At 48.9% G+C, this 21,187-nt stretch carries 13 protein-coding genes and 2 tRNA genes; 4 read left to right on the top strand and 11 right to left on the bottom strand.

Annotation, left to right across the window (positions count from 1 at the left end):
• Positions 1-201: 201 nt before the first annotated feature.
• The 3 genes from HPY71_09025 to HPY71_09015 form a co-directional block, all read right to left on the bottom strand.
• A complete protein-coding gene (locus HPY71_09025) occupies positions 202-510 on the bottom strand; it encodes a glycosyltransferase family 4 protein (protein ID NPV53652.1) in 309 nt (102 codons plus the stop codon).
• A 112-nt stretch (positions 511-622) separates the two neighbouring features.
• Positions 623-922: a hypothetical protein gene (locus tag HPY71_09020; GenBank protein NPV53651.1), complete on the bottom strand. Its 300-nt coding sequence runs from the start codon at positions 920-922 to the stop codon at positions 623-625.
• A gap of 465 nt (positions 923-1,387) precedes the next feature.
• Positions 1,388-1,579: a hypothetical protein gene (locus HPY71_09015; protein NPV53650.1), complete on the bottom strand. Its 192-nt coding sequence runs from the start codon at positions 1,577-1,579 to the stop codon at positions 1,388-1,390.
• Positions 1,580-1,967: 388 nt separating this feature from the next.
• Here HPY71_09015 and HPY71_09010 point away from each other — a divergent pair.
• From HPY71_09010 to HPY71_08995, 4 genes are all read left to right on the top strand, one after another.
• A tRNA-Met gene (locus HPY71_09010) sits at positions 1,968-2,043 on the top strand.
• Between the two features lie 5 nt (positions 2,044-2,048).
• Positions 2,049-2,125, top strand: a tRNA-Met gene (locus tag HPY71_09005).
• Positions 2,126-2,369: 244 nt separating this feature from the next.
• Positions 2,370-3,359 carry a site-specific integrase gene (locus HPY71_09000; protein ID NPV53649.1) on the top strand — a complete coding sequence of 330 codons (990 nt, stop codon included), beginning with the start codon at positions 2,370-2,372 and terminating at the stop codon, positions 3,357-3,359.
• A 299-nt stretch (positions 3,360-3,658) separates the two neighbouring features.
• Positions 3,659-3,943 carry a hypothetical protein gene (locus HPY71_08995; GenBank protein NPV53648.1) on the top strand — a complete coding sequence of 95 codons (285 nt, stop codon included), beginning with the start codon at positions 3,659-3,661 and terminating at the stop codon, positions 3,941-3,943.
• A gap of 298 nt (positions 3,944-4,241) precedes the next feature.
• On the opposite strand, the gene HPY71_08990 is transcribed toward HPY71_08995, so the two are convergent.
• From HPY71_08990 to HPY71_08955, 8 genes are all read right to left on the bottom strand, one after another.
• Entirely contained in the window at positions 4,242-5,141 is a 900-nt protein-coding gene (locus HPY71_08990) for a hypothetical protein (protein ID NPV53647.1), read from the bottom strand.
• Positions 5,142-5,347: 206 nt separating this feature from the next.
• Positions 5,348-5,821 (bottom strand): ASCH domain-containing protein, encoded by a 474-nt coding sequence (locus HPY71_08985; GenBank protein ID NPV53646.1) that lies wholly within the window; start codon positions 5,819-5,821, stop codon positions 5,348-5,350.
• A 5-nt stretch (positions 5,822-5,826) separates the two neighbouring features.
• Positions 5,827-7,941 carry a GNAT family N-acetyltransferase gene (locus tag HPY71_08980; protein NPV53645.1) on the bottom strand — a complete coding sequence of 705 codons (2,115 nt, stop codon included), beginning with the start codon at positions 7,939-7,941 and terminating at the stop codon, positions 5,827-5,829.
• Positions 7,942-9,121: 1,180 nt separating this feature from the next.
• The gene (locus tag HPY71_08975; GenBank protein NPV53644.1) at positions 9,122-11,815 is read right to left on the bottom strand and encodes an ATP-binding protein; all 2,694 of its coding nucleotides are present in this window, start codon (positions 11,813-11,815) and stop codon (positions 9,122-9,124) included.
• Between the two features lie 27 nt (positions 11,816-11,842).
• On the bottom strand, positions 11,843-14,530 hold the full coding sequence (locus tag HPY71_08970; protein NPV53643.1) for a DUF1156 domain-containing protein: 2,688 nt from the start codon (positions 14,528-14,530) through the stop codon (positions 11,843-11,845).
• On the bottom strand, positions 14,531-17,869 hold the full coding sequence (locus HPY71_08965; GenBank protein NPV53642.1) for a DUF3883 domain-containing protein: 3,339 nt from the start codon (positions 17,867-17,869) through the stop codon (positions 14,531-14,533).
• Between the two features lie 29 nt (positions 17,870-17,898).
• Positions 17,899-18,831 carry an ADP-ribosylglycohydrolase family protein gene (locus HPY71_08960; GenBank protein ID NPV53641.1) on the bottom strand — a complete coding sequence of 311 codons (933 nt, stop codon included), beginning with the start codon at positions 18,829-18,831 and terminating at the stop codon, positions 17,899-17,901.
• Positions 18,832-18,897: 66 nt separating this feature from the next.
• Positions 18,898-20,490 carry a DUF262 domain-containing protein gene (locus HPY71_08955; protein ID NPV53640.1) on the bottom strand — a complete coding sequence of 531 codons (1,593 nt, stop codon included), beginning with the start codon at positions 20,488-20,490 and terminating at the stop codon, positions 18,898-18,900.
• Positions 20,491-21,187 lie beyond the last annotated feature (697 nt).

The following is a 21,187-nucleotide window of genomic DNA, read 5'->3' as shown; positions in this document are numbered from 1 at the left end:
CGGGGTGGATCTCATGGTCGTACCCCGCATGCTCATGCCCTGTGTGCCCTGTATATTTGGTGCGTCTGCGTTTGGAGCCGGGCTTTCCATCCTAAAGGAGGGTGGGGAGGCCTATTCCGGGGGCCTTTTCTCCTATTCCACCCGGATTTATCCCTTCCCTTGCATTCTAGGAATGCTCACAGCAAGATTCATCGAAATACCTTATCGGAATACTTCACCTATGACCCTCGCCCATCGCAGTCTCCACATATCAAGGGTGAAGCTCAGGGAGGTCTCCCTGGCATTTCTCCATAGATAGGCGCGCTTTTCAGAGTCCTCGATGAGTTCGACCAGGGTAGACACCAGGTTCTCAACAGTCGGCTTTATGAGGCGGCCGTTGTAGCCCTCGATTATCAGGTCCGACAAGCCACCAACATAGGAGGCGATCACGGCGCAGCCTACCCCCATAGCCTCCAGGCAGGAGAGGGATGTCCCTTCAGTCGCCTTGGAGGGGATGAGCGCTACATCCATGTTTTGATAGGTCCAGGGTATCATCCAGGGGGGCGCCAGTAATAAAAAATCTGGTCGTTCATCGACGCCCACCGGATCATGTGTTTTTCGAGGACATCATCGTGAGACCGGCCTACAAAGACGCATCATCCAGGATCACGATCTCGTCAACCCATTGAGTAAGATCGTCGAGGACTTGGACAAGAAACCTACCCGCCTCATTTCTCACCACCATCATAGCGGTGAGCTTATTGCCTTGAAGTCTGAGTTTACTGTCTTGAGGCTTTGCGGATTTTGAAGCCTTTTCTTCACACTCAGGCTCAGGGCGCGATCTACGACCGAATTCTCGCCACTGGCACTCATATTGGGTGATATCCCTGGAGATGTTTTCGACATTAGCCTGATTCCCCCTGCTTCTACAACTCCTTCCCATTTTCTAGAGTTTTCCATAGCGTGCATAAGATGCCCACTCATTCCCAAGGCGTGGTGTCCTGGATTGAAATAGCGTCTCCATCCCTGGGCTTATGCGCGCTATGGAGCTTTTAAAGGCGAGGCGAGCCCGCAAGAGCGAGTCCCCTCGCCACTCTTGTCGATCTTATACCTTACTCTTGCCTTGACAATGATCGTATTTCATAGGACCATCTTTACAGGATCTTACAGGGTCGTCGAAATGGGATCATCGAGTTGTAGCCGAGTTATGGATCAATTAGGTCTGCTGCATCATACCTGCCGTGCCATAGAAACTAAGCCTGCTGTGCCACAAATATAAAGTCGACCGCTAGATCGCGGTTTTGGACGAGATTCCCAGCATCAGGCTGTAAGGCTACCGTGAAGGTTACCTCCTGCACCGATCCCAGCGGCAAGGATTGGCCCGCAGCTGGCTGATCTATGAGGCCACTTAATGCGCCCGTGTAAATCGTGCTGACAGGGGGCTCGCCACCACACTCGCGTTAAGCGAGCTTGCCAGGATCTGTGCCATGCTCGCGGTGGTCGGCGAAACCGCGGCCCAGTCCGCGGATACAAAATACAGGCAGCTCACATCACCCGCATTGGATACAGCTACCGTGCCTACAACCGAGGCTCCGGGCAAAAGGGCGGGCGATGCTAATATTGCCTTTCCGGCGATATAGCAACGCTCACCGTCGCGGTAAGCACCTGGTTACCGGTATTGGAAGCATCTGACGTAAAGGTAAAAGAAGGCATGGACCTCACCTCCTGCGAAACGGCCAATTTAAGCGATTTGACCTGCGAAATTTGATTTGCGGGACGGTCGTTTCAAGACTCCGTTGCTTCATCGGGAGCTCTTGTTGGCTCATGAGTATGATATGAGTCATTATACGAACAGGTTACCGGTATCGGGTGGGTATAGGGACCGGGATGGGTCTCGAACAACTTCGCCTATACCCCTTGACTAGAGCGTTCCATCTGCTATAATAATAGCTGGTGATCGCGATCTTCACCAAAAACGATAGAAACGACGCGGGGTAGAGCAGTTGGTAGCTCGTCGGGCTCATAACCCGGAGGTCGCTGGTTCAAGTCCAGCCCCCGCTACCATATGTGGCGGCGTAGCTCAGCTGGTCAGAGCACACGGTTCATACCCGTGGCGTCACTGGTTCGAATCCAGTCGCCGCTACCATAATTTTATTTCAGTTTGCGTGCGCCATTAGCTCAGTTGGTAGAGCAGCTGACTCTTAATCCCAGGCCGACTAGAATATGTAAAACCCCTGCTAGAAGCCATAATCGGGTGGCAAAAAGGTACATAATGACCCCACAGTCCCTTGTCGCTGATCAGAAGCAGAGTAGTGATGATACACCAAACAAAGATTTTTGCGACAGATGACTTGGCCCTCCAAATATTACATCTTTTGGAGGGTTTTGTTATGGTTAAATGGGGCGGCCCCAGACCAAAGGGACCGAAAGTTGCCACCAACAAATTCGAGTCGTGGAAGGAGGTGCTTGAGAAATTCCTCTTCTTCAAGCAGACATGTGGCTCTGCCCCAAAGACACTCCTGGATTATAAAAAGACCATCACCCAGTTCTTCAGCAGGACTGGCGCAAATCATAACGACAGCAATGACCTCAAAGAAAAAGCCCTCGAATATCTCAGCGCGTTCGATAACTCCTACACCTTCAACCTCCGAAAAACCTACTTGAAGGCCTTCTTTAACTGGCTCATTCAGGAAGAGGTGCTCGAAACCAACCCGCTGAATGGTGTTAAAAATAGGAAACTCGAGGACGAAATACACTATCTTTCAGAGGATCAGATTCGTGAGCTCCTCAAAGCGCCCAACAAACGCGAATACTCAGGTTTTCGGGATTATGTCATAATGCTGGTTATGCTCGATTGCGGCATCCGCCCCAGCGAAGCCTTAAGTATACTTCCCCGTCATTTCAATCCCACTGACTGCACAATATACATACCTGCCAGCATTTCCAAAACGCGCAGGGACCGCGTCGTTCCCATATCTACCAAGACTTCATTGGAGCTTAGATCGCTCCTGAGGGTGAGACCAAGTACCTGGGGGGAGGACAAGCCCATTTTCTGTTCATGGGATGGAAAGAAACGCCTAGAAACCTCGTGGGAGCATGATTTTAAGAAATATACCACAAAGGCAAAACTCTCAAAGGAAACAAGAAGCTATGACCTTCGCCACACGTTTGCTATCATGTTCCTGAGAAATGGGGGAGAACTCCTTGCCCTCAAGAGGATGCTCGGACATACTACATTTGCGATGACAGAACGTTATGCAAGACTCCTTGCCGAGGATATACAGCGGGAACATAAAACCGCATCTCCGGTCATGAAAATCCTGGCTGACCAGAACCGCGAAAGGCTTACAAAGATCAAAAGAAGAAACTCCCAGTCATAGGTAACCCAAAAGGCCCCTAGAGCTGGATCTAGGGGCCCTTATGGAGTAAGTCCTTTTTCTCTATGAACGGACATTAACACTCAGATGTGATGCGGGATTGCGCTTAATACCCTACAGAATAGCAGGTTTTTTCTCCGGGGCCCTACGTAATCCAACCTTATTCCCAGAATTCTTTCGGAGCCCCACCCCTTGTATATAGGAAGCTACATGGGCCTCAATCTTGTCACAGTTTATGTCTTGCCCCGTGCGGCATGAGAGAGCCTGCATCAAAACGATTCGAAGAGAAGGGAGAGTTGTCTATGAAGCCTTGGCGTGAGCCCGACGTGTCAGGCCCGGGCGACTATGCCATATGGTATGGACCCGAGGGACGAGAGGGCGAGTGCGCGCTCGAGGTGGAAGGTCCATACGTCCGTCAGTACCAGCCCGTGATCGGCTACCTTGACAACCATGACGGGCCCCCAATCCTCTGCACAGAAACTTACCTCGACGAGTGCCCAGAAGACATCAAGCTACGGGCCACTCTCGGTGTGGCACGACTCGCCGAGTTCGGAGGCGAGGAGTCCTTCGTTGAAGAGCTGCCTTAAATAGGTTTCTGAACATTGTCCACGATTACATTGTGGGATTCCGGCTATACCATGGGAACGCACCACTATATATCTTTACTACCAGGCGTCCTAGGTGGGGTTGCCGCAGCCGCCGAGATATCTGGCCCGTTCATGCATCAATTCCCGTTCATTCCCGGTTATTATTGAATATTAAATATTACATCTGACGGACAAAAGAGAACCCAAATTACCAGGGAGTCTTTTCCTTTTTGGCCTTTGCCCCATTTAAGGGAATTGGGCGGGAATTCCCCCTATGGGTCAAGCCCAAGAGTCCACCCTATTCATCTGCCTGTGAAAGCCATTGATCTATAGGCTCAGACTCGAAGATTTCCTCTATTTCGCTCATGGGATATAGATTTAGCTCAACTAGGCACCGTTTGATAGCTTTCTCAAAAACTCTCTTTGCAATTATAAGATGTGACTTGTTTCCCTTGTAGGTGAGCCTGCTTGGGTCCGGAGTCCTTCCATGGACGATAGCGTTTCGAAGATTGTAAAGGTCGTAAGCCCACCACTCAACAAGGCTTCGAGTCATTTCTCTTTCCGTCTTTTCCCTGCAGTCCTGGTTTGGAATCTTGCGCGTCTCATTGATTGGCGCTGGGTCTCGGACAATCTCCTTCACCTTACTCATGAATTCAAACTTGTTGTCAAAATCAAACAGAGACTCAAAGGCTATCACCAAACACACAATTCTTGACCAATCACTGACCATCTCATTTCGGGTCCACGCGCGACAGAACCATTCAAGCGCAGTGAAAATCCTTTGGATTTCTTCCCCTTTACTGCCGACTATTTCTCCCAATCCAGACAAAAATTTGTTACCGCAAAACGGAACAAGTGGTTCATAAGCAGAGTATGGCCTGAGGAACTTCACCAGGTCTACCGACGAAAAGTATGAATCTCCAATAGTGATGCCTGAATGGCCGGGAGAATAATTTTGGAAATAGACGGCCCAAGTATCTGTTGAAACCCTTTCCCACGGGTCATCCATAATCGCTGAGAAAGCTACTGCCCGCGCTACTCTTAGAACGTTTTCGATATCGTCTACATTTAACCCTTGCCCCGGTGATATTACTGACAGACTCTCGCAGACGACCTCCTGGAATCCAGGTCGTAGCTTTGTGTAGAGATAGCGGGAGAAGTATTTTTCAAGCGTAGTCCTTACTAAGGGATCAGTCACATACTTGTCTCATAGAGCCCAAAAATTCCATATTCGGTAATTGCCAACAAGAAGTTCGCTGCCTAGAAATGCCCATGGCATAAACGCAATAGTATAACTGCCTTGCTTCATACTATCTCCCCTCGTATACTCTGGCCTGCATATCTGGGCTGGAATTACAATAGACCCCATGGAATATGACTGAGCATCAAACCGACCTCTTATCTTCATAGAACCATCTCAAGTTGTTCCATCCCGGTGACGGTCAGCAATTGGTCAGTGATTCCAAGAAAGCTAATAGCATTGATTGGCACATAGCGATATCCTTGAGGCGCTCGGAAGCCAGGCCAGAATTGTCTCAGATATCCAAGGCTTATTGGATATTTAAGGAGCCTGGGATTGTATAGGAAGATACCGAAGCCTATAGATGCTCCAGCATAATAGGTATCGAACTTCTGGCGGGACACACATGCAAAATGCTTAACTCTGTACCAAAGGTCACAGGGTGCCGCCTCCACAACGCTCCTGACTCTAAATCCACCCATTATGGCCTTAACGGGAGATGGAACATAGACTAGGACCCAATCGCCTTCCCGGACCCTCGGGCGTACCCGCCGAAGTTCAACCGTCTTCGCCCCATTGAAAATTCTTTCTGCATACTGAGAACGGATTGACAGGAGTAGTATCGATTTTTCTTGCATATACCTCACCCCTCGTTAACTCGTGTGCCTAAGACGTATAGTTTCTCAAAGATACGGTTTGGGATACGCAGCGGCGATTGAATCTGGGACTTATGGCCCTCCGCTTGTAGGATATCCTGAAGTACTTGCCATGGAATGGGATTAGCAAATAATTCTGTATTGCTAAACCGAATAGCCATCATGACACTGTCGGGGCGTCCATGTACCCCCCTGAGAACATCCCGCCACGTATATACACCTAACCGACGAAACCGCCGGTATAGAACCTGCGGGAGATCAATTACAATCTCATCAAGGCGAGAACACGCCCGTACTTGCCCAGACCCAGGGTAACGTCTATCATAGCTAACGTACCATAAAATCCGCCCAGGCGCCACTAGCCCGCCAGACGGACGAACCGCACGATAATACACAGCCTCTTGGTTCAGCGCGATTTCTGGTATGGCCCCAAATAATGTTTGTCTAGCCAAGTTTTCGTCGAATAGATGTTGCGCCCATTTGGGTTTAATAGGGATGACAAACGTGGGTATATTTGCATCAATAATCTTTGCAGGCCACAATAAATGTTCGATCTGTGCAGCAATTTGAGGGTCCATGGTTGCTTCATGTATGCCAAGAGTACTCATAAGACGAGTGAAGCATTCATGCTCGAGTCCGTGTATTTGAATCAGACTGGCTAGACGTTCAGAGAGTCGCGCAGCAGGCTCCGCAACTGCCAGATTCACTTTTATCCATTCCTCATTAGCCTGAATAAAACCGCCTTCACGAAGGGCGGCTATTATGACATCGCTGCTATAGTGGTCACTAATTTTTGTCAAAACCCGCCTTTCCCTCGATGAGAGCGTCACCGCTCGGGAGATTAAGTGTCGCGCTATGGTTCCCTCTAAAGGCCCCGGTCGGATTCGAATTATCGGAATTTCTAACACATGTTCGTTTCCTTTATCATATACAACCAACGCGACCGGTTCCCGCTGTTCATTGGAAACAATAAGGCAGGTAAATCTCTGCGGATAAGCAAGAAAACGACGCATCTGCTGGGAAAAATCAGACTTCCTTTCCCTTTTATTCGCACAGCGGAAGACATCCAACATTGCCCTTTCTTGCCCGCTGCAAACACGGCCTATATGAAAAGCTGTACCGGCTAGCCGAGCAGGGTGATACTCAGCCTCCCTGAGCAATTCATCTAGTCTAATAACCACCTCAGACGGAGAAACCACCGAAATACCAACAGCCTCATACAAGTCATCTGCGATTCGCAATAGGTCTTCATCGCGGGTTACAAAGAACTGCTCTCCAGATGCTACGGTTCTTGCCAGGTGACGATGGTCAGACTTGTCACTCTCGCTCATGACTTCGGGAAAGAATCTACGCGTTGACTGCAATGCAGATTCAAAAGCCTGGCTGTTGCACCTAACAATGGTAAACATGTGCGCCATTGCCCGTCGTCGGTTCCTTTCCTCGGGATCTTTAATTCGGTCTATCTCATTGAACACTTCCTCGGTCATGCACAGTTCAAGACTCTCTTGTAACCAATCGGCTTGTAATGATTTGGACTCCTCGGCGCCGGGATTGGCATGGTCCTGTAAGTCGAGAAAGATGTTCATGTCAATAACAACACGAAACTTGGATAGCGGTTGTTCTGTTTGAGGCAAAGTGAACAGGGTTGGATGCCCGTGATCGAGCCACCAGAAAGTAAGGTTAATACCTTGTCGGTTTTTGCCAATCTTATCGTATAGAGCAACAAAGCCTAACTCAGGCCAAAGCCTGCTTGCTTCAAAGTCCCGGCGACATGTCAGACCGATCCCTAGGGAATCTTGGGTGAGACAGATAAGATGATTGACAAGTTCACGCGCTACTCCCTTGCGACGATATAACCTGTCAACGCAGAGATGAACAATGGTGACCCGGCCGTGCGTTTTTCGAAACATCAAATAGCCAATGCACTTCCCATCATCATCCAAAGCACCAATTATATTCCCTCGGGTGGCGTACTCGATAAATGCTCCCTCTGGAAGGAAACCAAGAGTCGAGGCATTGGCTCTCCAAAGGGCCTCTACGGTGGCCAAGTGGGGAGATTCCTTACCAATAACTTCAATACGAGTGTGCATTTCGACATTCATCCTTCAGTATTCATATTTACCAATCGGATTGACTATGAACACGATCCGCAGAAAAGTAGCTTATAACGCCACCGTGCCTCATGGGTTTTGAGAGGGATTCATACGTTATGGTGTTGGGGGCGTGAGGTAATCTCTGAGATACTATTACTTTGACCCGTTGCCATAATCGCCCCCGAGTGCCTTTAAAATCACATAGTCTCACCACTGATAGCCAAGCCACGAGAAGACTATGATAGTCACAATCACAATAACCAAGGAAGTATAGCCAAGATAAACAATGCCAACGAAAGCAATCTCTGATAGAGAAAATACAGTTCCCTTGTTCTAACCAGAGGTAAGTGAGTTCGCTTAAGAATCTTCCATAGCTGTCGTCTATGCAAATCAAGGGGTTCTATGGTCAGAAAGAAGGTATGCCCTATTCTAGGCATGTCTTTTGCCATCGCATAGACTATTATCGGAATGGGAAAGGACAGGTTTTCACTGCGAATTGTCATGGAGAAAGAGGAATAGGTAAAAGGATGTACTGGGTTGTAACTTCGATCACTGTCAAAATGGACCTCCGCGCAATGGCCGTCTTGTGTAATGTTACTGACGGTCGGGGTATCAATACTTAACACCGTCACTGGTGGTGGTAATAATGCTTGTATTACAACATCATTTGCAGTAATTTTTGAACAATTATGCACATACAGATTGACCTTTACATCATGACCTGGATAAACAACAATACCTAGTGGATCTGTAATCTCGGTAGAACAGATGCTGGTGTACACAAGAGGGCATCGAGCTAGTTCGACAATCACCCCGAATGCAGCAATTGCCGAGAAAACTGTTGCTAGACTAGCAAGCTGAACCACGTCGATTATTAATTCCCACTGAACGGTATAATGTATGACGGAACTCGAGACAGATGATACGGAACAGAGGAACGACAGCATGAGCCAAAGCCTTTGCCCCTTGAGGCGAAAGCCAAATCTAACTCCGATAACTATCGTTATGAAAACTGTTATGCTTATGAAGACTAATGTCAATACAGAGTGCAGGTAACCCATAGACATACGGGCCAACCCCTTCCCGAGTAACCCTATGGAAAACTAGATATCTATGGCACTCGAGGACCTGCTTACGATGGGAATCTATAGTGAGACCTTCGTGCTAATGACTACCAACGTTGCCCACCTCAGTTTTCCTTCCATTCCACTATGTTCGAACCCAACTGTAGTAAAGTCTCCCTTACTTTACTATCCAGTGTTGTGCGATCAAAACCATTTTCGGCCTCCGCTTTGATCTCGATAACGATCTCCGGATCAGACCCAAGAGCCTTCAGTGGGCGAATGACACCAGTAACTATCTGCGAGAGTTTGTCCCAAGGAATGGCGGCCTTGATGGCAACTCGTTTGACTCGGGATTGGGCAGGCTGTAGGGGCTCCCCCTCAACAGTCACTTTCTTATCTTCGGCCCCATCCATCACATTGCCCGGTCTTATTGGAACAATACCTTTGTAACTACTGGCAGAGGTAGTGTCTCCTGGGGCATAGCTAGCCTCCCAACTAGCCTTTTTCTCTTCTGCTGCCCTTGCAGGTGGCAGCAGGAGAGCCTCCATAGGTGGGTCAGGCGGAGACTCTTCAAAATAGAGGGTACCGTCAATACGCAGTCCCAAGAGTCCTGATCTTGTTCCCTGCTTGGCAGCCTCTATGAGCACCGTCTCATTTTCCAGGCAAGGTAGCCCAGGTGTTTTTAGGAAGATGTCGTAGATTTCTTGCAGGCTCTTTTCTATTTCACCATCGCCAAAAGCCTTATCAAGAATCAACTTTGGCGTAAGGGAAGCCAAAATCCTTTCCTCATCTTTCAGATACTGGAATACTCGTTTAGCGATAGACGACGACTCTCCTACAGTAGGTAATCCCATATCATGCCAAACGAGCCCACCAGTACTGTACCACGCTACGTGCCGATATGTAGCGACGACTTGGAATGGGAGGTCGTCTTCCAATTGCTTAAGCCTGGTTTGGAGTTCCCCCCTGGCATCGGGAGTTAAAATGATACTCGTATCACCAGAAATTTCCTTCAGGGCAAGGAAACGTCTCAATTGCTTTTCTAGGTTAATATAAGCACCGGGGTCCAGAGCCATAATAAAGATCGTATTCCTGTAAATGCGGAAAGAGGAGCCCGCATTGTCTATTAGCTCCTTAGCAAGCCGATCCGTCTCGTTTTGCCCATGCTTGAGATCGAGTCCTAGGAGCACTAATTTAAGTCGCCTGTGGTCAGGCACATCCCCTGAGGCCTTTGGCCATAGATATGCATCAAAAGGGGCACCCTTTGATAACTTACTTAGATACTCACGAAGAGTATTCTGGACCTGTTCGGGCTCGATAGCGTCTTCCTTATCCACTATAATCCGGTTTAGATTTGGCTGATTCTTGAAACTGTAAGAGCGTTTCTCTTTATGGAAATACCAAAGAGAATCTTCGAGCTTACTTACGGCATCTCCCACTATAGTAGACGGAATTCCCTCTCGTAGTAACGAAACCCTCAGCCAGGGGAGAGTCGCCCCTCTGCGCTCCCCGCCGCTAAAGGAATGCAGGAAGATAGATGTGGCCAGTCCGTTGGCGATACTATACTTCTCGTATTCGCTACCCATTTCTCGGTCGATCCGCCGTGCTTTACCTGCAATATCGGCTGCAATAATGCTGTCATATTCATTGCCGATATGCTTGATAAACTCCCTTCTCACTGCCGGGTGAGACAAATCTACCATTGATGAATGGATTAGAGGTCCAGAAACCTTGCGCTCGTACAAATCGCCGACAACTTGGGCCAGGAGCCTAAGAACCCCACGGGTGCGCTGAAATGTGGGGAAGGACCCCCAACGTTCATACAGGACATCAATGAATTCAGGATGAAAGGGATAGGCTCGCTCTATCTTATCTCTGTAAGCTACCTCCTTTACCTCACTCGGCACGTCGCTGCCTAGTCCTTGATAAGATTTGAAGTACCATTCTGCCACTTGACGATGTAGCCTGGAATCCCCATAGTCTTCGAACAGGCGTTTGCGGATTACCTCATAGAGCTCCATTCCATCCACAGGTACATAGATGCTTTCCAGTCGGCCTGACACTTTTTGCATCTGAGACAAGGCTTTTTCCGCCTCTTCATCGTATTGTTCCAAAATGCTAGCTGGCAGCGTCAGGACCAGGACTGACCTATCTGACGTGGCTACTGCTTCTGACAGTTCCTGCAGGAAAGCCAAAGTCTGCCCTTGTGTAATCTTATCTACCTTCTCCACCCGATTGGCCTTGACTACATATTGCAGCAATTCGTCGATGAGGATAAGGGTTGGCCCACTTTTTTGGAGGATCTCTTTTATGCGTTCCTTGCCTGGGGCCACCCGACGTTCATCGTGTTCCTTAACGATCTCATAACAGCCAAATTGATAGGCAATCTCGCCCCAGGGTGTTCTTCCTTTTACAGGGTCTGCTGATGTGCCTACGAAAGCTGCCACACGCGTACCAAGAAGCCTGCGGCCTGCTACCATCTCCTGAACTTGACTCAGGTGGCTGACATGGTCAAAGGAATTAACTAGGTGATAAAGGGTTAAGAGAGAGTGAGTCTTACCCCCACCAAAAGGGGTCTGCAATTGAATTACAGGATCTCCTTGGCCAGTAGTCAGCCGCGACAGGACATTACGGACAAGGTTCGCCAGCCCTGCGGTAATATAGGTTTTTTCAAAGAAGAGGCGAGGATCACCATACTCCTGCGGAGCGGTTCCACTTAAGACGTCACCAAGGTCGGCAGCAAAGACTGCTTCACTGAAGGACTTTTCCCGGATATCTTTATGAGGCGTCACCACCTGCCACCATGCTGGTAAGCTCACAACTTACACCTCCCGATAAATGCGACCTTAAAACAGGCGACCTTGTTTTTCACTATTGCCATCTTGGGTCTTCTGATAAGTCTCCCTGCCATAAAGGAAACCCTGTAGCATTTGCCTTTCCTTTTCCCCTGGCGGCAGCACTTCAGAGATAGACTGGGCCACTTGCCAGAAGGCATTGTTATAAAGATACCCTGTATCTTCGAGGACTTCCGTAATGCGCTTCCGCTCATTTTTCTCCCATAGAAGAAGGCAGGCATGAAGGACATCCACCATGCTATTGAGCCTTTCCTTCTCCAGAAACTTCCTGTCCCGTTCCTTGGGACCCAGTACACTAATGAATTCCTTATCCTTCCTAATAAAGCCGTTATTCCAGTGCTCTGTAAGCTCAATTCCCACAGCATTAGCGAGTTTACGGGCCTCATCGAAGAGGACCTTAGCACCGTTATATGTCCAGCGCCAGAGTAAGTAGAAACGGGTTTCCGCATCGATTCCACCCAGGTGACTACCCTTGAGAATCCTGGCCAAAGCATATTCACTAACCGTCCTGCGGATCAACTCGAGCAGGTTCTCTGCCGATATTGGTTCCCCGGAATAAGTCTCCACCTTCTCATACCGGCCGAATACCTCCAAGGCGGGGCCGATGGCTGCAATGAAGAAGTCGCTGCCGCTGATCCCTTCATTCCAAAACTGGTCGAGCTTTTCACGAATCCTCTTTTCTACCTGAGGCTTGATTTCGTTGAAGTAAGCTGTCTCTTTCGTTGTCCTTTTGCGACAGACCATGTAAATGGAAGAAGCCAAAGCTGCAGATTCTTTAGCTCTAAGGCGCGCTTTCATTTCGGTATTTAATGGCCAGGAGGCAGTAAGATAGAGTCCAGACTCTAATAAGGCATTTATGATAGTTTCCCAGGCATCAGTAGTCTTATGGGCAAAAACAATTACGGCGATACCTTCAGGCTTTAGAACACGATAGATCTCCCGGAAGGCCTTGGTGATCATATCTTCAAAGAACCTCTTGCCTCCTCCAAAGCCGTCTTCACCATGCGAATAAGCTACGATTTCCTCAGATTTAGGGGTAAGAGGAGTAGCAAGAAGGTCAGGGTATAAATGCCCTATCGTTCGTTTAAGCCAGATGTAGAAAAAGTCGGAAAGGTAGGAGTAGGGTACATTATCGTAGTACGGCGGGTCGGTGACCACGGCGTCAAAGTAGTCGTCAGGGTGGGGCAATGAGATAGCGGAGGCCTGGGTAACAGTGGCGGGAGCAGAAACCACCGAAAGAGAGTTGACCACTTCCAGTATTGGTTCTAAATCCCATTGTCCCCTTGCATCACTAAACGAGTTGACTTCACCGTAATCCCAAACCATAGGCAAAGCCTGCCTATCAAATACTCTTTCAAAAGAAAGAGCGTCAGGCCGCCATCTTACCAGCACCGCTAGATGTGAAGCTAGCCGATCCACGCCAAACGCCAAGTACGTCGCCACCGCCCTGGCGTATTCCTCCTCGTACCCCTCAGCCAGCATCTTCTCGTGCGCCTGCCGCACCTTCTCCTCAAAGGTGATGAGAGCCAGCTTCTGTCGAAAATTGAAAAGGTCGCCCCAACTATTCATTCCATAGACCCATACATTGATTACTCCGAAGGTAACAGGAACTCGTCCAAGTGGTTCATCTGGCACCGGGTCAATCCCCCACTTATCCCATAGCTCCTCTCTCTTCTTTTCTAGATATCTTTCCGCTTCCTGAAAGACGGCCAGGTCTTGCTCGTTTGCAAGCCGGTAGGTTTTGCCCTGTCTGTGGGGATGATGGAGTACCACGGCTACCATTCGTTGGCTTGCTTTCCCCTCCTGGAATTGCCTACGCACCTCTTTGTCCGAAAGGCCGCTGCCACAGCAGGGGCATATCACTTTGGCCCTCGCGACGGTTCCTTCCTCGGGATCAAAGTCGATTTTTCCCCCCTCGACAATCTCAAAGCCGATTTTGTTACCTCTTGGCACTACGCGTAGAGCTACCCTCTTATTATCTTTCTTCGCTAGCCACCAATTGGCTGTTAAAGGTATCTCGCAACCACATGCCGGGTTTTGACAATGCACAGTATGCATCCAATAGTAACCCACAGGGATACTTCCATCAGGTTCATCAGGATAGAAACATTCAAGCTCTCGCCTAGCCTCTTCCAGAACCCAATTTCCCCAATACTTGACGTCTTCCAGGAGCGGATTGACTTCCTTGTCTATTTCCCCCATGGGGGTTTTCTCTTTTCTTCTCTGCGCCTTGCCATATCGCTGCGGAAACTCTAGAGTTGCCTTTTCAATTAGCACGGCTACGGGGTTAAGATCGCTGGCATAGGTCTCACAACCCAATCTCAAGGCCTCGAGAGGCATGGAGCCACCCCCAGCGAAAGGGTCTAAGACCTTAGGGGAATTACCGCCATATGATGTCAGGATGTCCCGCCTAGCTCGTTCCAGGTAATATGACTTGGACGAGTTCTCCCACTTACATAGATTTGATATAAAGCTCGCCTTGGCTATCCTCTCCTGTTCATCTTCTGGCTCTGGGATCAAAGCAGCATAAATGGTGGCACGCGATGAAGCTAATGGCTTTCTTGCCCACCAAATATGGAGCGTCGAGATATGTCCATGGCGGATGTTTTTCTCCTTTGCTGATTCCTCGCTTACTGCTTGGACTGGGAAACTTGCTTCTATGAATGATCTCCTTGCCATTTATAACTGCCCCTCTCCAACAACACAGGCCTTCTCTCGCCAGTCTTTTACGATATAGCGAACTATGCCTACCTCTTCTTCAGGTTTAAGTTGGGCCGCCGGGTTCTGTAAGGTGAATAGAACTGGGGTGCTGGTCGCATTTTCTACAACATATAGCCAATACTCATCACCCAGGCGGTTAGCCATCAGCCACTCATTTGGGGTTAAGGCGATAGCTCCTGTCCTGGCGCGGGCCTTTACCTCTATGTAGCGATAATCTCCGCATATGTCCGCTGAACGAACATCATAACCAAGGGACTGCAGGGATACGTCTTCGGGAGTCCTACCCTGACTTCGCTCATATTCCATAGCGACTTCCATACCAACCCTTTCTATGTCCTCGTCGCCATTCATATCTCCTCGGGGTGCGCCCGGAATTACACGGATAACGGAAAGCACATTAGGCTCAGAAGGATAAAGATTTGTATGAGCCCGGATATCATCAAGGAGCCTTTGCCTTTTTCCCTCGAGATCCTCCCTTCTTCGTCGCTCCTGCAGAATAGCGACTTCAGGAATGCTCTCACCCTTGATCTTTCTCGTTTCGTACTCGGTCAATTTGGCCTCTGATTCCAGGATCATGGAGTCAATAGATCTTAGACCATATTTGGCTTTAATCTCGGCGTCTCTCTGCCTTTGTGCCAAGAGCTCGTCCCTGTACGGTGTAAGCTGGTGCTCGATAGCAAAATCTATGACATCTTCCCTGGAAAATATCGTGGTTTCGGCCTGTGAACAACGGGGGGTATTTTCTTCCCCAGGCTTCAAATCCCAGAGAATCGAAGGGTTGATAGGAAAGAGCTGTCCACCAGATGTCTGATAGACGCAAAGCAATCTACGACCTGCAACATCGCCCTTCCCGTCCTTGACTTCCCCGGTCATGAACCATAGTAGCCCATCGAGCTTGCCATCAGGGTCGATAAATACTGCTCCTTTATCTGCGTCCTGTCTGTATCCCTTAAGTACGGTTTCTAATACAGCTTCCATTAGGGGATGCCCCATGGTTACGAACTCAGCCTGCCCCTTAAAGGCTATAACCTTATCGAAGGCTACCTTCAGGTATTCCCGCTGTACTTCGCCATATTTTACCTTGAACTCATAGGGCTGGTTGCGCACCTCGAATGGGATAGCTGTAATCCGCCAAAAGCCGTCTTGGCGCTTTTCCACCCTTATGCCGATCATCTGCGCCGCACGGAGAAAGAATCTTTCGATATACTCTGGCACCAGCCGGTTTTCCACGGCCGTTCTCTGTTCCCCCAGGATTCGAGAAAGGTCTATATGCCGAGTAGCCAGGGCTTCCATGGTGGCCTCCTTGACCTTCTGGATAGCTTCCTCATCTGGAATCCTCTCCATCTCGGCCAGGATATCCTCCATGGTTCTCCGACTAGAGATGGCATCGAGTATAAGGTCCTTCAGGCTTGTTCCGGGCAATACATCCCCAATTACGTCAAACACACGGTCGCTTCCCAGATGTTCCTTCATACGATCCAGCTTCTCAAAGAGCTTCTCCAAAATCCTTCCTTCGCGGGTGTCCACTGCTACCAGATTATAAATATGCACTTCATTTCGCTGACCATATCGGTGAATGCGCCCCATCCTCTGCTCCAGGCGATTAGGGTTCCAGGGGATATCGTAGTTCACCATCAACCAACAGAATTGCAGGTTGATACCCTCGCCGGCCGCCTCAGTGGCTACCATGATCTGTGCTCTATTCTTGAATTCATGTTCAGCCCTGATGCGGTCATCCATGTTCATCCCGCCATGAATAACAGTAACGATATACCCCCATTGACGCAGTTTTTCCGCTAGATACTCCATCGTATCCTTTGATTCGGTGAAAATAAGCAGCTTAGTCCCCGTCTCGCGTATTCTCTCCTGATCCAAGACCTCTTTGATTCGTACCAGCTTTGTCTCAATTTCGCCCTTCTCAGCCTCTTTTGCCAAGCCTACGAGTTCATCCAGATTATTGATCTCATCCTGAAGTTCCTCAAGAGAGTCAGCTGAAGTAAGCTTCTCGAGAAGTTCCTCCTCTTTTTCCCAGCGCTGGCTTTCTTCGAGATCCTCTAAATAATTCTCAGAGTATCCTGCCTCCTGGAGAATCTGTCCCTTCCTGTACAGCTCTTCAAGCCTATTGCGGCGACGCTCCAGAGACTTGCGTACTGCCCTGATGCTAGAAGCAAGCCTCCTCTGCAGAATGGTAAGGGCGAATGTGACATTCCGCTTTTCCTTTTGTAGCGCCTTATTGAAGTTCTGTTCCACATATTTCGTGACAGCGTTATAAAGCTTCTTCTCTTGCTCGCTCAGCCGATACTTTATCGTCTCCACCCGCCGGGGCGGGAAGAGAGGGGAATTATCAAATCCTTTGAGGTCCTCCTTGAGTCGCCTTAAGAAGAGGGGGTTATCCTTATCTTTAATAGACTCAGCAAGCATCTTGGTGTTGGCAAAAAACCCTGGCTGCAGGAGATCCAAGAAGAGACGGAAGTTCTCTGGGTCGCCACGATGGGGTGTCGCAGTCAGAAAGAGAAGGTACTTGGCAATTTCCGAGATCAATTCCCCAAACTGATACCGAACGGTCTTGTCAATCTTGTCACCGTACTTATATGCAGACATCTTGTGAGCCTCATCCACGATCACCAGATCCCAGGAGGAATCCTTAAGGGTGAACATCACGTCCTCCTGTTTCGCGAAATCCAGCGAAGTGATGACCTGGTGGCGTTCCGTCCAAACATTCTGCCCCCAGGTGGCATTCATAACACCGCGGTCAACAATGATGAAGTTCTCTTGAAATCGTTCTCTCATTTCCCTGAGCCACTGACCTTTCAGATGCCCCGGAACAATGATGAGCGTGCGGTTCACCAGCCCCCGGTATTTCAATTCCTTGAGAACAAGCCCGGCCATAATGGTCTTTCCCGCTCCTGGGTCGTCAGCCAATAGAAACCGGATATTCGGGTTCTTGAGAATATAGTGATATACCGCCTCGATCTGGTGCGGCAGAGCATCTACCTGGGAAACGCTCACACCATAATAAGGGTCAAACTGAAAGGCATTGCGAATACGGTGTGCCTCAAGGAAAAGAAAAAGCCGTTCACCGTCACCAGTGAAGTTGAGGGTATCCCCTTGGGATGTCGTCAGTCGAGATAGTTCATCAAGGCCAAGAATTGGATCGTAATACTTCTTTGAATTGACTCCGACAGCCTCGATCTTGACCCTGCTTGAGCCGATATACCTGGCAGCAAGGACCCTTACCGGCTCAGGGAACATCGGGCCCATTATCACCATTCCCGCTTCTATACTACATTCCTGCATCTGCGTTCACTCCATGGGACAGACATATTTTATCGTCCTTTTCTGGATAGGGCGAAAAGCTGCTCAGCCATGTTAACAATTAAATCCCGATGGGCGATCTTCATGCGCCATGATTCTGGAATGTTTTGTTCTCCATAAAACGCCCCAGCGAGTTGCCCATAGACCGCACCTGTGGTGTCTGCGTCGTTACCGAGGTTGACCGCTAGAAGGCACCCTTCCTCGAAAGAATCGCTATTGTAGAAGGCCCAAAGGGCCGCTTCGAGCGATTCCACAACATAACCTGTACCGCGTATCTTGGGAGGATTTCGGTGCTTGAAAGATCCCGAAGCAATCTCATCGACCTCAGGCACAAGCGGCTTATCTTCCCAAAGCCCAGGGATAGGAGAATAGCGTCCTGAAAGCAGCCTATCCTTGGATTCCCCATTAAGTGCGCCCACAAGCAGACCTCCAAAATATCGACAGGCGTCAATTGCCGCGGGAGCCTGGTGAGTTGTTCGCGAACTCTCACCGGCCTTCTCAATTGCCTCCAGAGGGCTTAGGGCATAGAACATAGGCACGGGGGCAAGACGCATAATAGAACCATTGCCGGCGGTATAAGGATCAATGGAACCGCAATAAGGCTCATGGGTCCTTTCAAATCGCATGAGTGCCTTATAGACAGTATTACCGATGTCGAAACAATAGCCCGTACTGCTGAGATAGCCCTCGTGATACCACCGCAAATACTTTTCCAATTGATCCACCGGATTGAAACCTTCGCAGGCAATCAGACTGTCAGCCAGGCACAACGCCATGGAGGTATCATCTGTCCACTGGCCAGGCGGGAGATCAAAAGGCCCACCGCCAATCATGTCATTGATTGGCTCAAATGAACCTGGCTGACTGAATTCTAACGTGGTTCCGAGGGCATCGCCTACTGCAAGGCCCAGAAGGCACCCGCGATAACGCTCAATCGGCTCCATTATCCGCCCCGTCCTTCAAATCTAGTTAAAATGTGGGTCTCCGAGGATATACCTAATCTGGAACAGTCAACTAGAGACAGTCCTCCCGCTAGAAAGATGGTCTCTCCCAAGCTCACCCAAATAGGTATTAATGGCCTTCGCCAATAGATCTCTTCTTTCTTTCAGAAACTCAGTAAACCTCTCAACTCTCCAGAGACGTTCGTCTAATGGAACGAGCTGTGATTGGAGCTTTTCCTTTTCAATTTCCGGTAGGTATTTTTCTGGCGAGGATTGGAGGATCGCTCGGTTTGCTTGTTGGGACAGAAATACAATATTGGCCAGGTCATCGATCTTGTCAGAATCATATAGGCCTGATTGTTTTAGTATCGCCTTGGGGAAGACATGATGGAGTTCCAGCTGGTGCGGGGCCCCTACATTTGTCGAACTCAATATTGTCCCAGTAAACCAGTCGGTGGCCCCATTCTTGCGAAAAATGACAAATAGTAAGGGAACAAAAGGATGCCTTTGATGTTTGCCCTCTAGCATCTCCGAGGTAACCTCAAAGCTTCCGATTTCACGCCTGAGATTTAATATCATGTTCTCGAGAGGAGTGGTACTATCTATAGCTCGTAGATCCTGGTCAATCCTTGCCTCAGGGCTCCCCGTAAACCTTCCATGTATCGTGGCTTCAAAGAACCAGAAAAGAAGGCCCCTTGCTTCCGCTTCTGAAAGTAGATCCTTCTTCGAAAACCACCCGACGAGCGGCACGAGGGCATTGATAGACGGGATCCAGTCCAGTGATTCAATACCCGCGTTGTTCTTCAGGAAATTGATTGTGTGATCAATTGCCTTTTTCGTCCTTTTCCATATATCTTCTAGTTCCCCCTGGCTTTTCTGCCAGAGTGCACCGAGATGACGGAACCTACTTTGGTTTGTGGCTACCGCAACGTAGCACCGCATCAAGAAACGAGCTTCAAAATCATAATTTGCTTGTTCGTATTCATCCAATGCCTTCTCAAATTCCCTTACAATTGATCCCGGCCAGTGAAAGGCGAGGCGGGCCATTGCCAATTCGGCCTCTCGTAGACGTGTTCCCCTTGAATTGATTCTTATGAAGGATTCTGCGACTTCCTCATAATCATCGGTGTGAATTATCATCACAGGATAGAGGTAGTCTTTGATTTTTGCAAGCCGTTCTAACCTTTGGCCGTAGATAGTCTGTTTTTCCGCATCCAAGTTAGAGTTTCGCTGTAGATTAAGTAAGGCCGTAATCGCTCCCCCGTTGAGCACATCTTTGACAGATACCCAAAAGGGATTGGATTTAAGTTTTGTGCTATAGACCTGGAAAACCTCGTCTTCCACATTGAAATAGACATTGATTGTGCCATCGAACACCCGGCTTAGGGAAGTTAAACGTTGCTGCCCATCTATAATCAGGTAATCTGGTCTCCTCTGGAACGTCGAGCCCCCAGGACCTTCTCGTAATTCTGGCAGTTCCTCAGGCCTCCAAAGGAGGATGAGACCTGACGGGTATTCACGGTAAAGGGAATCTATCAGGTCTCTGGCTTGAGACCTATTCCAAACATAACCCCTCTGGATCTCGGGGAACCCCAATCCCCCCTGCTTTAGTTCTTCTACTAATAGACTGGTGGGTTTCTGTGTCCGCTCCAACCTTGCCATTATGATACCCTCCAATTCTATGGAGTGCATGAGCCAGGCAGATGCGTTTTGTAAATAGGACCCGCAAAAGATATGATACCAAATATGGAATTAGGAACCATATTGGGCCTTCTCCACCTTTCTAGCTGGCTCTACCAGCCACCAGGCGGCAGAAAGTCTACGAAATATGATCAGTGCTCATGCCAATGTGTTTTTTCGATTCATTTCGTTGATTTCCTGCATAGTGGAAATGAAATTTTGGAAAACCATGCTATTATCTCGCCAAAACCTTAACTTCTTGAGTGTTACGACGATAGATTTCGGGTGCCTATCCCTCAAACTTCAAGAAGATTTTCCATCTTCGTCCCTTCACAACTTAGCCTTTGTAGTTATCTATGTAAAGTATTGGAAAGTAACAGCAGAACAGAAACTGAGGAAATTTTGCGAGGGTAATACCCCCTCGTATACTTTAGCTGAGATCACAATAGACTCCAAGAAATATACCTGTGAATAAATAGTCGTCGCCGGGGCTGTGGATATGTGGTCAACGCGTAGCGTTGTCCAAGCATCTGTGGACCCTGTGGGTAACCTCGAAGGGGTTATCCATAAGTCCACAGATGCGCCATATCCACAGCCCAGGACTTGAAGTTTTGGGGCTTTCCTGAGACAATGGCCTTAGGTTGGCAGGGGCAGGTCTGGCCACCCCCTGAGGCATAGC

The sequence above is a fragment of the Bacillota bacterium genome, from assembly GCA_013178125.1.
Classification (GTDB): Bacteria; Bacillota; SHA-98; order Ch115; family JABLXJ01; genus JABLXL01.
This window is presented reverse-complemented; position numbering and strand designations above follow the sequence as displayed.